A 14,323-nucleotide genomic window follows, 5' to 3' on the forward strand; every position below is an offset into this window, starting at 1 on the left:
AAACCGCCCATGCTCATCATCGGTGCCATGATGCGAAAGCTCGTTCATGTCGCCTTCGGCGTGCTCAAATCGGGAAAGGCTTTCGATCCCGCTATACATGGCGCTTGACCCGGATAACAGTATCTACGCAAGTTCGCGCGATTTCCCTTTACGTCTTCAACTGTTCCCCGATCGGCAGCGTGCGGATGCGCTTGCCGGTCGCGGCGAACAAGGCATTCACCAGTGCCGGCGCGATCGGTGGGACGCCCGGTTCGCCGACGCCGGTCGGCTTCGCGGCCGAAGGCACGATATGCACCTCGACCGCGGGCATCTGGTCGATGCGCAGCACCGGGTAATCGTGGAAGTTCGACTGCTCGACGACGCCGTCCTTGAGGGTGATCGCCCCGCTCAACGCGGCCGAGAGCCCGAAGCCGATGCCGCCTTCCATCTGCGCGCGGATGACGTCGGGATTCACGGCGATGCCGCAATCCACCGCACACACGACGCGATCGACCTTGAAGCTGTCGTCGTCCGCGACCGTGACCTCGACCACCTGCGCGACATAGCTGTTGAAGGACTCGTGCACCGCGACGCCGCGGCCGCGCTTGCCGGCTTGCGCCGGGGCGAGCGGCTTGCTCCAGCCGGCCTTGTCGGTGGCGAGTTTGAGTACGCCCGCGTGACGCGGATGCCCGCCGAGGAGGGCCTGCCGGTACGCGACCGGATCGGCGCCCGCAGCCGTGGCCAGCTCGTCGAGGAAGACCTCGGCCGCGAATGCCGTGTGCGTCGAGCCCACCGAGCGCCACCACAGCACCGGCACCTTCACGTCCTTGCTGGTGGTGTGCAGCTCGACCTGCAGGTTGGGAATCGCGTAGGGCAGGTTCGCGGCGCCTTCGACCGAAGTCGCGTCGATGCCGTCCTTGACCATCGCGCTCTCGAAGGGCGTGCCGGCGAGGATGGACTGGCCGACGACGCGCTGCGACCACGCGAGCGGCTTGCCCTGCGCGTCGAGCGAGGCGCGCAGACGGTGCAGGTACAGCGGGCGGTAGTATCCGCCGCGCATGTCGTCCTCGCGCGACCACACCAGCTTCACCGGCGCCTCGCCACGGATCGCCTTAACGATGTGCGCCGTCTCCAGCACGTAATCGCTGGCCGGGTTCGCGCGCCGGCCAAAGCTGCCGCCGGCATACAGCATGTTGAGCTTCACCTGCTCGGGCTTGAGGCCGAAGAACGCGGCCAACGCGTGCTGGTCGCCGGTCTGGAACTGCTCGCCGTTCCACACCTCGCAACCCTGGGCGTCGAGGCGCATCACGCAGTTGAGCGGCTCCATCGGCGCATGCGCGAGATAGGGGAAGGCGTATTCGGCCTCCAGTGTCTTCGCGCCTTCGCCCAGTGCCTTGTCCGCGTCGCCGTCGTGGCGCGCGACGAGGCCCGGCGTCGCGGCGAGCTTGCGGTAGTCGGCGAGGATCTGTTCCGTGCTGCCACGGTAGGCCTTGCTGTCATCCCACTCGATCTGCAATGCGTCGCGGCCCGTCTTCGCGGTCCAGTAGTCGTGCGCCAGCACCGCCACCCCCTGCGGGATCCGCGTCACGCGCAGCACGCCGGGCACCGCGCGCGCGGCCCGTTCGTCGACCGTGCGCACGGTCGCGCCGAAGCGCGGCGGGTGCGCCACGACGGCGACCAGCATGCCCGGCAGCTTCACGTCCTGGGTGAACAGCGCGCGTCCGGTGGTCTTCTCGACGCTGTCCTTGCGCGGCACGTGGCGCCCGATCAGCGTGAAGTCCTTCGGATCCTTCAGGCGCACCTCCTGCGGCACGGGCTGCTTCGCCGCGGCCTCGGCCAGCTCGCCGAAACTCGCCTTGCGTCCGCTCTTCGCATGGCTGACGACGCCCGCCTTGACGCGGATCTCGCCGACGGGGACTTTCCAGCGCGCGGCCGCCGCCTGCACCAGCATCGCGCGCGCACTCGCGCCCGCGTGGCGCATCTGCTCGAAGGAGTTGGCGATCGCGGTGCTGCCGCCGGTGCCCTGCGACGGGCCCCACAACAGGTTGTTGTAGCGTTTCGCGTCGGCCGGTGCACCTTCGACGACGACCTGTGCCCAATCGGCGTCGAGCTCCTCGGCGACCAGGGTCGCGAGACCGGTGTAGGTGCCCTGGCCCATCTCCAGATGCTTGGCGACCACCGTGACGCGGTTGTCGCTGCCGATGCGTACGAAGGCATTGGGCGAAAAGGCGGCCTCGCCGCCCTGCGGCCCCTTCGCCGCAGCGGCGAAGGCCCGCTCGGCGCCCGGCAAGGCGAGCCCGAGCGTGAGGCCGGCGCCGGCCTTCAGGAAGTCGCGGCGCGACACGTTCTCGATGCGGATCTTCATGCCGCGCCCCTCCCCGCGAGGCTCTTCGCGGCTTCGTGGATTGCTGCGCGGATGCGCACGTAGGTCGCGCAGCGGCACAGGTTGCCGGCCATCGCCGCGTCGATGTCGGCGTCGCTCGGGCGTGGTGTCTTGGCCAGCAATGCCGTCGCCGCCATGACCTGGCCGGACTGGCAGTAGCCGCACTGCACGACGTCGAGCTTCTGCCATGCTGCCTGCACGGCGGCGCCGACGCGGTTTCGGTCCACATGCTCGATGGTCGTGACCTGCTTGTCGGCGACCGCGGACACCGGGGTAGAACAGGACTTCACCGCGACGCCGTCGACATGCACCGTGCACGCGCCGCACAGCCCCATGCCGCAGCCGAACTTCGTCCCGGTGAGCTCCAGTCCGTCGCGCAGCACCCACAGCAACGGGGTGTCCTCGGGCATCGCGGTGTTGACCTTGTGCCCGTTGAGGATGAATCGGGTCATCTGCAATCTCCTGTGGGGGCGGCCCCGGTCTCGCGCCGGAATGCCGATGCCCACAGGGTAGATTATTTGCGGGGCAAGATCGACCCGTCTGTCCTACCAGATGTAATACATCAGCGCCCAGGGCACGACTGCCGCCGCGGCAGCGACGGCGAAGGCGCACTGCGCGGCGACGCGCCGCAGCGTCGGCGCCGGGGTGCGGCGGATGTGCGTGAAGGCGAGGACGAGGCTCGCCAGCGCCGCGGCGGCGAGCAGCGTGCCGCGTGCTTCGGGCAGCGCAGTGAGGATGACGCCCTCAGCCGAGAGCAGGGTCACGGTCAGGCCCGAGAGCCCGAGGAACACGCCGGCACCGCCCAGCGGGATCAGCGCGTAGGCGAGCCGCAGGTGCGCGGCCGCGTCCCCCAGCAGTCCGGCGGCCACGCGCAGCCACAGCGTGATCCAGCCGCCCAGCACCAGCGCGGTGACGCCGATATAGGCGAGGATCATGAGGCCGTCGAGCCACGTGAATACGTCGTTCGCCTCGGGGTAGTGGGTCAGCAGCCACCACGGGATGTCGTCGCCCAGCAGCGCGAACGCGTCGTGCTCGACCAGCCATTCCGCCGCCGCGAGCTTCGCGCGCACGAACCACGGCGAGGCCGACCACTGGAAGGCGCCGATCGCGGTGCCGATGATGCCGAACACCAGCAGGCGCACTTCCCAGCGGTCGGCGTCCTGCGCGTCGAGCTGCGCGACCTCGCTGCCGGGCACGCGCGCGGCGAGGCTCACCGCGTCGCGATGGCCCGCGCAGCGTCCGCACATGTGGCAGTCGGCTGCGCTTTCCATGCGGCGGATGTCCACCAGCGGCGCGCAGTTGATCGGGATGACTTTCTTCGTGCCGTACGCCTCCCAGGCCTCGCGGTCGGTGCGGAAATGCACCGGCGCGAGGCGCGACAGCAGCCCGAACACGCCATTCACCGGGCACAGGTGGCGGCACCACACGCGCTTGCCGCGGCCATAGACGAGGCCCACGGCGATCGCCGCTACGGTGGAGCCGCCCAGCACCAGCAGCGCCGCCTTCGGGTATTCGTACACACTCACGAGCTGGCCGTACACCGTCGTGCCGAGGAAGGCGACGAAGGGCCAGCCGCCCCACTTGATCCAGCGCGGCACCGGGCGGCCGAGGCCGAAACGCGACACCTGCTCCGAGACGAAGCCCTCGGGGCACATCACGCCGCACCACACGCGCCCCATCAGCATCATCGATACCAGCACGAAAGGCCACCAGATGCCCCAGAACGCGAACTGCGCGAACAGCGTCAGGTTGTTCCACAGGCTCGCCCCGGATTCGGGCAAGGGCAGGAAGGCGGGCGTGATGACGAGGAACAGGTAGGCCGCGAGGATCACCCACTGCGCGCCGAGGATCCAGCCCCGATGGCGGCGCATGAGTTCGCCGATGCGCGCGAGGCGCGGGGAGGCGGGGGCAGGGGCCGCGCAGGTGTTCATGCCGCGGACCTCCGCTGCACGCGTCCGAGCAGCGCGACCAGCGCCCAGTAGCTCAGCCATGCGATCAGCACCATCAGCGAGGGCTGCGCGCGATAGCCGGCGAAGGCCGCGGCGATGCCGCCCGCAGTGCTGCCGTCCTCGAGCAGCATGGAGCTGTCCCACACCGGCTCGATGAGCGGCGGCAGCCATTCCAGGTCGATCAGGCGCTCGACGCCGGACACCAGCAGCGCGGCGGCGAGCAGCAGCAGCACGATCTCGCTCACACGGAAGAACACGCGGCCGGGCAGCCAGCGCGCACCCGACAGGATCACCCACGCGGTCGCGAGCGCGAGCACGAAGCCGATACCCGCGCCGGCGAACAGGCGCGCGAGCGTCTCGCCCGACTGCTCCATCGCCAGGCCGTAGAGGAACAGCACCGTCTCGGCCCCCTCGCGGCCCACGGCGATCGCCGCGAGCAGGGCGACCGAGGTCCCGCCGGCCGTCGTGGCTGCGCGGGCGAGGCCGGCTTCGAGATCACGCTTCATGGTGCGACCGTGCGAGCGCATCCACAGCACCATGTGCGTGATCAGGCCCGCCGCGGCGAACACGATCGCGGTCTGGAACAGGTCCAGCGCGTCGGCCGCGAGCCAGCCATGCACGCCCAGCATGGCCAATGCGAGGAAGCCCGCCAGCGCCAGCCCGCCGCCGACGCCTGCCCACAGGTGATGCACGCCGATGCGGGTATCGCCGCGCTCGCGGATCCACGCGAGCAGGATGCTGATGATCAGGATCGCCTCGACGCTCTCGCGCCACACGATGAACAGTGCGTTGCCCATGATGCCTGCCTCCGGAAAACCTTACTTGGCGACGAAACGGCCCTTCGCCGTGTCGGGGTGGAACTCGCCGAAGAAGGGGTAGGTGCCCGGTTTCAGCGGCGGAAAGATCGTCGTGCGCGTGACGCCGGGGCCGACCACCAGCTCCTTGAACGGCGTGGTGGTCTCGAACTCCTCCGGGCCGGCGTTGCGGTTCGTCAGGCGCAGGCGGAAACGGGTGTTGGCGGGGACTTCGATCGTCTCGGGCGAGAGGCGACCGTTCTCCGCGACGACCTCGAAGGTCGGCATGTCGGCACGTGCGGCGGCCGGGGCGGTGAGGAGGGCGGCCGGGAGGACGATGCCGAGGACGGAGGCAAGCAGGCTGGCTGGAGTCATGGCTGGCGGAGGCTATCCGTGGAAACGAGAAAACCCCGCCCGGCGGGAAACCGGGCAGGGCGGATGGAGCGTTGGCGCTCAGAACGCATACAGGGCGCGTACCCCGAAGGCGGTCATGTTCTTCGCGTCGCGGTTGGCTGCCGCGCGGCGCACGTACTGCAGGTCCGGCGTCAGCGACAGCTGGTCGTTCAGGTGCCAGCGGTAGTACAGCTCGGCGACCTGTTCCGCGCCACGGGGGGTGTAGCCGAAGACCGGGGCGCCTTCGTCATCCACGAGTCCTGCCGCCTCGCGGCGGAAGTCGCTGCCCGAATGCAGCCAGCCCCACGCGAGGCCGACGCTGTCCGCGCCGCGGCCCCACGCGTCGCCGGTGAGTTCTCCGCCCACCGTGAACGCGCGGTCGAAGGCCGCCTTGCCCGAAGTCGCCTGGCCGTAGCGGGCGAACAGCGTCACGTCCTCATGCACGCGCTGGTCGACGCTCGCGCCCCAGCCGCTCGCCGTGTCGCGCGAGCCGTCGAAGCCCTCGTACTGGCCGTTGCGCCATGCGTACAGGCGGTAGTTGCCGTCGAAGCCCATGTTCTTGCGGCCGTATTCGAGCTGGCCGATCACGAAGGGCTTGTCGAAGCTGCGCCCGAACCGCGCGCCTTCACCAGCGCCGAAAGCCGCGAGCGACACCTGCCACCAGTCCGGCTTGTCCATCTCGTTGCGGTACGCGAGGCGCACGCCGGGCGTGAAGCCGTAGCTGTCGGCGCCGACAGCGCCGCCCGAGTCCAGCATCGGGTTATGCACGAAGACGTTGTTGAGGAATTTCTCGGCCTCGTTGTCGGCGATCGCGTTCTGGTCGAAGAACACGAAGGGGTCCATCTTGCCGACGGTGAATTGCAGGCTGTGCGGCGTATTCGCCGCTTCGCCCAGCGGCGTAGTGAGCTGGTACCAGGCCTGCGCGACGATTGCGTAGGTCTCTTCCGAGGACGCTGCGCCGGTGCGGAACCCCAGGCTGTTGAACGCGCCGGTGAACGTCGGCTGCAAGCCGGTGAAGTCCTCGCCCTGGCCCATGCGCAACTGGGTGAAGAACTCGCCTGTGCCGCGCCCGATGTCTCCTGCAGGCACCGTGATGCCGAGGTCGCCGCGCCACGACAGCAGCGATTCGCGCTCGCCGTTGTCCCGTGCGCGGCCGTTGATCTGCTGCGCGACGGCGGCGACGCTGCCCTCGATCGCGATCCCGTCGAGCGCCTGCGCGAGCTTCGTGGGCGCGCCCATGTTGTTGGTGCGCTCCTCGACGGCCTTGAGACGGATCGCGAGTTCCGGCTCGCGTTCGCTGATGCGGTCGCTCTCCAGGCTTGCGGCCAGATCCTGATTCGCGCGCTCCAGGGCCTGCACGCGCTGCGCGAGGGCCGAGGCCGGTGCCGCCGTGCCGGCGGCGAGCTTCGCTTCAAGCTCGGTGTTGCGCTTCTCGAGTCTTTCGATGCGCTCGGCCAGGCGCTTCATCTCGGCGAGGAGCTTGTCCTGCGCCGTCGGCGCTGCCTGGCTCGCGCACGACAGGCCCGCCACGGCGACTGCGATCGCCGTGCGGGCAAAGCGTGCGGCCTGCATCAGTAGCCGCCCTTCTTGCCGATCCCGGCGTAGGTGAATTCGTTCTCGACCTCGAAGGCCTTGAACCACGGACGCACGCCGGTGGCGCGGTCGGTATGGCGGCCGAAGTGGGTGCCGTGGCTCGCGCCCGGCGGCAGGATCGTGTACTTGACCTTGTACTTGCCAGGACCGGCAAGTTTGACGTTGTCGCCGTAGTGCGGGCCGTCGCTCGCGACCATGGGCATAAAGTCGCCGGCGAGCTTCCAGTCGCTGCCGACTTTGGTGATCTCGAACTTGACGGTCAGGTAGGGGATCCAGCTGCCTTCCTCGAAGCCGTTCGGATTGTTTGCCAGCGCGCGGATGTCGGCCTCGATGTGGACGTCGGTTTCCGACGCCTTCTTCATCATGCCTTCCGGTTCCATGTCGATCGGCTGCAGGTACACCGCGGCGATCTCCATACCATTGCGCTGCTGCGGCGCGCCGATGGGATATTCGAGAGCCTGTGCGGAGAACGATAGGGTGGCGAGAGCGGCCAAGGCAACGGAACGGAGCGAGAGACTGAACATGAAGCTTTCCTCTTTCTGACAGACGCAGGGGTGTGATCGCAAGTACGCAAATCGCTTGAATGCTGATGCAAATAATAACGACAATGAGAATTACTCGCAATGACAATTATCGACGCGGGTTGCGAGGAAAAGGGGCAGCGTCGGTCGTCAAGCACCAACGGCCGCGCCGCTATGCGACAGGGAAGGGCGGTAAGGTCGGCCTTGCGGGAGGACGCTTCAGCCCGGCGTGGAACCGTTCCCGGATCCCGCCGCGGCGGACCACCCGCCGCCAAGCGCCTTGTAGAGGTCGACCGTGCCGGTCAGCCGTGCGAGGCGCTGCTGCGCGAGCTGATCCTGCGCCAGGAACAGGGTGCGCTGTGCATCCAGCACCGTCAGCAGGTCGTCGGCGCCCTCGCGGTAGCGCAGTTCGGCGAGACGCAGGCTGCGCGCGGCCTCGCCGCGAATCTCCAGCTGGCTGTCCTCGAGGCGGCGGTCGCGCTCGGCATTGCCGAGGGCATCCTCGACTTCCTTGAGTGCCGTATGCACCGCGGCACGATAATTCTCGACCAGCTCCCGCCGGCGTGAGCGCGCGGCCTCGACGTCGTTGCGCAGCCGCCCCCCGTCGAAGAGGGTGTGCGCGAGCCCCGCGGTCAGGCCAATGGTGCTGGCCGGGTTCGCCAGTGACAGCAGGGTCGTTGTCGCGAGACCGGCCGAGCCGGATAACTCGAAACGCGGCAGCAGCGCCGCACGCGCTGCGGCAACATCGGCGTCGGCGGCAGCGAGCAGCGCCTCGGCGCTCGCAAGGTCCGGTCGCCGGGTCAGCAACTCGGACGGGAGCCCCGGGGCGACCGACGGCACTTCCAGCGTCGTGAAGGATTCCGGCGTGAGGCTGAAGCCTTGCGGCGGCTGTCCGACGAGCAGTGCCAGCGCGGTGAGCGCCTGGCGCTGCAGCGTCTCCAGCGGCGGCACGGCCGCACGCCGGGTCAGCACCGTGGTGCGCTGCCGACTGACATCAAGGGCGGACGCCGCGCCGTTGCGATAACGGGTTTCGACGATGCTCAGCACGCGCTCGGCGATTGCCAGGTTGTCCTGCGCGATGGCGAGCCGCTCGCGCGCGGCAAGCCAGGCGAAATAGGTGTTGGCTACGCTTGCCACGAGTGTCAGGCGCGTGGCGTCGTAGTCATGCCGGCTCGCGGCGAAGCTCGCTTCCGCTCCGCGCACGTTGGCCGCGATGCGGCCCCACAGGTCCACCTCGTAGCTGATCGAGAGGTTGGCGCCGGACGACTCGCTGTCGACCGCGCGGCTGCCGTCGCCCGGGTCGCTGCGTCGCCACCCCGCGTCCCCGCCGGCGGCGGCTGCGGGCAGGAGCGAGGCGCCCGCGACGTGCAGGGCGATCTCCGCCTGGCGCACGCGTTCGACGGCGGCGCGGAAATCCGGATTGTCGGCCACGGCGGCGGCGACGAGCGACTCCAGCTGCGACGAGGAGAAGGTCCTCCACCATTGCGGCTCGGCCCGCGCGGCGCCCGCCCCAGCAACTTCGTTCCAGTCCGCCGGTATGGCGATTTCAGCCCGTGTTGCCGGTTCGGTCACGGCACAAGCGGACAGCGTGAGCGCGAGGCCGGCCGCGAGCGCGGGCAGGAGCCGGGGCATCTGGAAATGGCGGAGAGGGCGGCAGGACGGGGGGCGGTTCATCGAGGCATCACTCTGACGCAAGGGCGACCACCGGGTCGAGGCGGGCGGCCTTGCGCGCGGGCAGGTAACCGAAGATCAGGCCGGTCGCGAAGGCGCAACCGAAGGCGAGCAGCACGGGGGGCAGCGAATACACGACAGGCTTGTCGAAGGCCTCGATCACGGCCGCGGCACCCAGGCCGACGGCGACCCCGATCAGCCCGCCCAGCGCAGACACGACCAGCGCCTCGATCAGGAACTGCTGCAGGATGTTCTTCATGCGTGCGCCGGTCGCCATGCGGATGCCGATCTCGCGCGTGCGCTCGGTGACCGACACCAGCATGATGTTCATGACGCCGATGCCGCCGACCAGCAGCGAGATCGCAGCGACGGTGCCGAGCAGCACGGTCAGCGTGTTCTGCGTCTCCGACGCGCTCTCGATGACCTGCGCCATGTTGCGGATCTGGAAGTCCTCGATGCCGGAGTGGCGCGTCTGCAACAGCGCGCGCACCGCCTCCTGCGTGTCGTCGATCTGCTCGACGTCCTCCACTGCGACGATGGCGCTGCGCAGGTGGCGCTGGCCCGTCAGACGCAGGCTGCCGGTCGTGAACGGCACGAAGATCACGTCGTCCTGGTCCGAGCCCCACGGCGTCGCGCCCATCGGCCCCATCACGCCGACCACCTGGAACACGAGGTTGTTCACGAGCACGTACTTGCCGATCGGGTCCTCGTCGCCGAACAGGGCATTCGCGACCGTCTGGCCGATTGCGGCGACCGTCGCATAGCGGCGCTCGTCGCCCTCGCTGAAGAAGGTGCCCCGTGCGACCGGCCAGTCGCGCGCGATGGTGTAGTCGGCGCCGGTGGCGGTCGCCGAGGTGCGGTGGTCGGCGTTGCCGTAGCGTACGGTCACGCCCGTGCTCTGCTCGGGCACCGCCGCGAGCACGTTGGGCAGTTCGACGATGGCCGCCACGTCCTCGCTCACCAGCGTCGCGATCGTGTCGCGGCCGCGCTGGTTCGGCGCGCCCGGCCGCACGGTGAGGAGGTTCGTGCCCAGCGAGCTGATGCGGTTGATGACGTCCTGCTTGGCGCCGTCGCCGATCGCGAGCATCGCGATCACCGCCGCGACGCCGATGACGATGCCCAGCAGCGTCAGCGCCGCGCGGAACAGGTTCGCGCGCAACGCACGCAGCGCCGTGCGCGTCGCCTCGACGAGGTCCGACAGGTGCGAGGTGCGGTCGATGTGCGGCGCGAAATCGGGCTCGGGGCCGACGGGCGGGCGCGGGCCCGGATCGGAGACGACGTTGCCGTCGCGGATCTCGATGATGCGCTGCGCCTGGTCGGCGACCTCGCGCTCGTGCGTGATCAGGATGATGGTGTGCCCCCCTGCCGAGAGCTCACGCAGGAGCTGCATCACCTCCGCGCCGCTCTTGCTGTCGAGCGCGCCGGTCGGTTCGTCGGCGAGGATCACGCGGCCGCCGTTCATCAGTGCGCGGGCGATCGACACGCGCTGCTGCTGGCCGCCGGAGAGCTGGCTGGGGCGGTTTCGCGTGCGCTCGCCCAGGCCCAGCGCCGTCAGCAATTCAGTCGCGCGCGCGTGGCGTTCGGCCGGCGGCATGCCCGAGTAGACCGCCGGCACCTCGACGTTCTCGCGCGCACTGGCGCCGCCGATCAGGTTGTAGCTCTGGAACACGAAGCCGAAGGTCTCGCGCCGCAGCCGTGCCAGCTCGTCGCGCTCGAAAGCCGCGACGTCGCGCCCCATGAAGCGGTAGGTGCCGCTGGTCGGGCGGTCGAGGCAGCCGAGGATGTTCATCAGTGTCGATTTGCCCGACCCCGAGCTGCCGACGATGGCGACGAACTCGCCCGGATAGATCGTCAGGTCGATGCCGTGCAGCACTTCGACGGCAAGCTCGCCGCTGCGGAAGGTCTTGGTGATGCCGGACAGTTCGATGAGCGGCTCGCCCGAGGGCTGGCGCCGTGGCGAATCCGCATCCAGTCCGGCGATCAGCGGTTCGGCTTTCATATGCGTGGTGTGCGGCGCGGCGCACTGGCGTTGCCGCCCTTGTCCACCGGGGCCATGCCGGACACGATGCGCTCGCCTTCCTCGAGGCCGGACAGGACCTGGGCGTGGATGCGGCTGCGCACGCCGATCTCGACCTGGCGGTCCTGCAGCGGCCCTTGCGCGGGGGCGACCTTGACCGTCACCGTGCGCGGCGCGGCGCCCGCGCCCGTCTTCGCGTCGGGTGCGTTCGGTGCGTCGGCCCCCGCTCTGGCTGCTCCCGGGCCGCCCGCGGGGCGCCCATCCCCGCCCGCAACCGCCGTCTTCACGCGCTCCGCGCGCCCGCTGCGGCCCGCGGCCAGCGCCGACATCGGAACCAGCAGCGTGTCCTTGGCCGCCGCGACGACGAAGAACACCTGTGCCGTCATCTGCGTCATCAGCGCCCGGTTGGGGTTCGAGACGTCGAACAGCGCGTTGTAGAGCACGACGTTGTTCTGCACCACCGGTGTCGGCTCGATCTTGCGCAGCTTGCCTTCCCAGCGCCGCCCCTCGCCGCCGAGGATGGTGAAGTAGGCGTCCATGCCCAGGCGCAGGCGGCTCACGTCCGCCTCCGAGACCTGGGTCTGCACCGTCATCGTCGTCAGGTCCGCGACGCGCAGGATCACGGGCGCCTGCTGGCTAGCGATCAGCGTCTGCCCCTGGCGCGCGGTGATCGACACCACGGTGCCCGACAGTGGCGCGTAGATGCGCGCGTAGTTCAGGTTGGCCTCGTCCGCGCGCAGGTTCGACTCGGTCTGGTCGATCTGCGCCTTGATCGCCTCGACCTGCGCCTGCGCGGACTGCAGGGCGGCCTCGGCATTCTGCAGGCTCTCGCGCGTCGTGGCGTCCTCCGCCATCAGGTTGCGCTGGCGCTTCACCTGCACCTCGGCCAGCGTCCGGCTCGCCTCGCGGTCCATGAGCTGCGCTCGCAAGTTGCGCAGCTGCGCGCGAGTTGCGTCGACGCGGCTCTGCAGCACGATGGGGTCGATCTCGGCGAGCAGGTCGCCTGCCTTCACCTCCGAGCCGACCTCGACGTGGATCTTCTTGAGCTGGCCCGACACCTGCGCGCCGACGTCGACGTAGTCACGCGGCTGCAGCGTGCCGGTGGCCGTGACGACGTCCTCGACGTCCCCGCGCGTCACGGTCGCGAACTGGTAGCGCGCCAGCTCGTCGGGCGGCGCGAAATACCGCGTCCACGCGAACCACCCGCCCGCGCCCAGCACGCCCAGGGCGACCAGGGCAATCACGGCGCGGCGCAGTCGGCGCGGCTTGGACTCGGGGGATGAAGTCATGTCGTGGTTCGGCAAGTTGTCGGGTCTAACGTCGAAGTGTCGCCGCAGGGCTGCAGCTTGGCAAATGGATATTCCGTCGAGCTGGCGCGACGCCGCGCGGGCACGGAGATCACAGCGCGAAGGATAGCGAATGCCCGCCTGTGCTTTGTATCGTATTGCAGCGCGGGGTTCCCGGCGAGATCGGGAGCGCGGCGAGGGCGCGGTGGATATGTGGAAGCGGCTTCAGCCGCGAATCGACAGTGTCACATGCGACACCGCCCATTCGCGGCTGAAGCCGCTTGCTCCCACGGGAGGGGGCCTGGCGGCCCCCTCGGTCAGTGCTCGGGTACGGTGATGAATCCCATCTTCTGGATGCCGGCGGTGCGCGCCGCCGACATGATCTCGGCCAGCTTCTGGTAGCGCGTCTCGCGGTCGGCGCGCAGATGCAGCTCGGGCTGCACCGGTTGCGCTGCAGCCGCTGCGAGCCGCGCCGCGAGCTCCTCGTCGCCGATCTTCTGGTCGTTCCAGTACAGCGTGCCCGCGGCGTCGAGCGCCAGCGTCACGGTGTCGGGCTTCTCGTTGCTCGCCTGGCTCGCCGCGGTCGGCAGGTCGATCTTGACCGAGTGCGTGAGCAGAGGTGCCGTGATCATGAACACGATCAGCAGCACGAGCATCACGTCGATGAGGGGGACCATGTTGATCTCGCTCATCGGCGCCGAACCGCCCTGCTCATTGAAGCTGCCGAAGGCCATCACGCGGCTCCCGCGAGCTTGGCCGCTGCGGCCGGCGCGACGGCACGCGGAGCCTGTTCGGCGGGGGTGCTGGCAAGGCGCGTTCCGGTGGTGAACCACGCGAGCAGGTCGTGCGCGAAGGCGTCGAGTTCCGACAGCTCCAGCCGGTTCGCCCGCGTGAAGGTGTTGTATGCGAGCACGGCCGGAATCGCGACGAAAAGGCCAAAGGCCGTCATGATCAACGCCTCGCCCACGGGGCCGGCGACCTTGTCGATCGTCGCCGCGCCGGAGGTGCTGATGCCGATCAGGGCGTGGTAGATGCCCCACACCGTGCCGAACAGGCCGATGAAGGGCGCGGTCGAGCCGATCGAGGCGAGAACCGTCAGCCCGGACTCGAGCTGCGCGGTGGACAGGGCGATCGACTTGCGCAGTGCGCGCGTGACGAATTCATCCGCGTCGAGCTTGCCGCCCAGCGTGTCTGCGGCAGTGTGGCGGCGCAGGTGCTCGGCCGCGGCCGCGCCCTGGCGTGCCAGCGCCTCGAAGGGCGAATCCGGCGCGATCTGCGATACGCGGCGCAGGCCCTCGTCGAGATTGGCGGCGCTCCAGAAGCCCTCGACTGCGCTGTCGAAGCGGCGCGCGCGCAGCTGGCGCGTCGTGCGTACGGCGATCAGATACCAGCTCGCCACCGACATCACCACGAGGGTGAAGGCGACGAGTTTGATGACGATATCCGACTGGGCCCACAGGTGGGACAGCCCGAAAGTGTCGGTCAGCATGTTCAGTTTCCTTCGAGTTTGAATACGATGGGGACGATGACCGCGGCGGCGACGGGCTGTCCGCCCTGTTTCGCCGGCACGAAGCGCCAACGCTGCACCGCCTCGCGGGCGGCGGCGTCGAGGCGCGCGTAGCCCGAACTCTCCGCCAGATCGACCTGTGCCGGCAAGCCCTCCGCCGTGACCTGCACGCGCAGCATCACCTTGCCCTCCTCGCGCATGCGGCGCGACAGGGGGGGGTAGGCGGGGGC

13 protein-coding genes and 1 pseudogene are annotated in these 14,323 nt (G+C 69.4%); 1 reads left to right on the forward strand and 13 read right to left on the reverse strand.

Features of this window, described 5'->3' with window-relative positions:
- Positions 1 to 108: pseudogene (locus tag GO615_RS29040) on the forward strand (IS110 family transposase); the annotation flags it as partial.
- 40 nt (positions 109 to 148) lie between these two features.
- On the opposite strand, the gene GO615_RS25595 reads toward GO615_RS29040, so the two are convergent.
- The 13 genes from GO615_RS25595 to GO615_RS25655 form a co-directional block, all read right to left on the reverse strand.
- Positions 149 to 2,344 carry a xanthine dehydrogenase family protein molybdopterin-binding subunit gene (locus GO615_RS25595; RefSeq protein WP_169132689.1) on the reverse strand — a complete coding sequence of 732 codons (2,196 nt, stop codon included), beginning with the start codon at positions 2,342 to 2,344 and terminating at the stop codon, positions 149 to 151.
- Positions 2,341 to 2,814, reverse strand: a complete 474-nt coding sequence (locus GO615_RS25600) for a (2Fe-2S)-binding protein (protein WP_169132690.1) — start codon at positions 2,812 to 2,814, stop codon at positions 2,341 to 2,343. Before GO615_RS25600 ends, GO615_RS25595 begins: the two co-directional genes overlap by 4 nt.
- A 93-nt stretch (positions 2,815 to 2,907) precedes the next feature.
- On the reverse strand, positions 2,908 to 4,293 hold the full coding sequence (locus GO615_RS25605) for a 4Fe-4S binding protein (RefSeq protein ID WP_169132691.1): 1,386 nt from the start codon (positions 4,291 to 4,293) through the stop codon (positions 2,908 to 2,910).
- Positions 4,290 to 5,108, reverse strand: a complete 819-nt coding sequence (locus GO615_RS25610; protein WP_169132692.1) for an FTR1 family iron permease — start codon at positions 5,106 to 5,108, stop codon at positions 4,290 to 4,292. The genes GO615_RS25605 and GO615_RS25610 overlap by 4 nt, the downstream gene beginning before the upstream one ends.
- Before the next feature lie 21 nt (positions 5,109 to 5,129).
- On the reverse strand, positions 5,130 to 5,480 hold the full coding sequence (locus GO615_RS25615) for a cupredoxin domain-containing protein (protein ID WP_169132693.1): 351 nt from the start codon (positions 5,478 to 5,480) through the stop codon (positions 5,130 to 5,132).
- A 78-nt stretch (positions 5,481 to 5,558) separates the two neighbouring features.
- On the reverse strand, positions 5,559 to 7,070 hold the full coding sequence (locus GO615_RS25620; protein WP_169132694.1) for a carbohydrate porin: 1,512 nt from the start codon (positions 7,068 to 7,070) through the stop codon (positions 5,559 to 5,561).
- Complete coding sequence (locus GO615_RS25625; RefSeq protein WP_169132695.1) at positions 7,070 to 7,615, reverse strand: iron transporter; 546 nt, start codon at positions 7,613 to 7,615, stop codon at positions 7,070 to 7,072. Before GO615_RS25625 ends, GO615_RS25620 begins: the two co-directional genes overlap by 1 nt.
- Positions 7,616 to 7,831: 216 nt before the next feature.
- Positions 7,832 to 9,244, reverse strand: a complete 1,413-nt coding sequence (locus GO615_RS25630; RefSeq protein WP_169132696.1) for an efflux transporter outer membrane subunit — start codon at positions 9,242 to 9,244, stop codon at positions 7,832 to 7,834.
- Between the two features lie 49 nt (positions 9,245 to 9,293).
- Positions 9,294 to 11,282, reverse strand: a complete 1,989-nt coding sequence (locus GO615_RS25635; RefSeq protein ID WP_246262457.1) for a MacB family efflux pump subunit — start codon at positions 11,280 to 11,282, stop codon at positions 9,294 to 9,296.
- Entirely contained in the window at positions 11,279 to 12,589 is a 1,311-nt protein-coding gene (locus GO615_RS25640; RefSeq protein WP_169132697.1) for an efflux RND transporter periplasmic adaptor subunit, read from the reverse strand. Before GO615_RS25640 ends, GO615_RS25635 begins: the two co-directional genes overlap by 4 nt.
- 314 nt (positions 12,590 to 12,903) lie before the next feature.
- Positions 12,904 to 13,320 carry an ExbD/TolR family protein gene (locus GO615_RS25645; protein ID WP_169132698.1) on the reverse strand — a complete coding sequence of 139 codons (417 nt, stop codon included), beginning with the start codon at positions 13,318 to 13,320 and terminating at the stop codon, positions 12,904 to 12,906.
- On the reverse strand, positions 13,320 to 14,075 hold the full coding sequence (locus GO615_RS25650) for a MotA/TolQ/ExbB proton channel family protein (protein WP_169132699.1): 756 nt from the start codon (positions 14,073 to 14,075) through the stop codon (positions 13,320 to 13,322). The genes GO615_RS25645 and GO615_RS25650 overlap by 1 nt, the downstream gene beginning before the upstream one ends.
- A 2-nt stretch (positions 14,076 to 14,077) precedes the next feature.
- Positions 14,078 to 14,323 (reverse strand): energy transducer TonB (locus tag GO615_RS25655; protein ID WP_169132700.1); only part of this gene is annotated, 246 nt, incomplete at its 5' end.

The sequence above is a fragment of the Aromatoleum evansii genome, from assembly GCF_012910805.1.
GTDB classification, from domain to species: domain Bacteria; phylum Pseudomonadota; class Gammaproteobacteria; order Burkholderiales; family Rhodocyclaceae; genus Aromatoleum; species Aromatoleum evansii.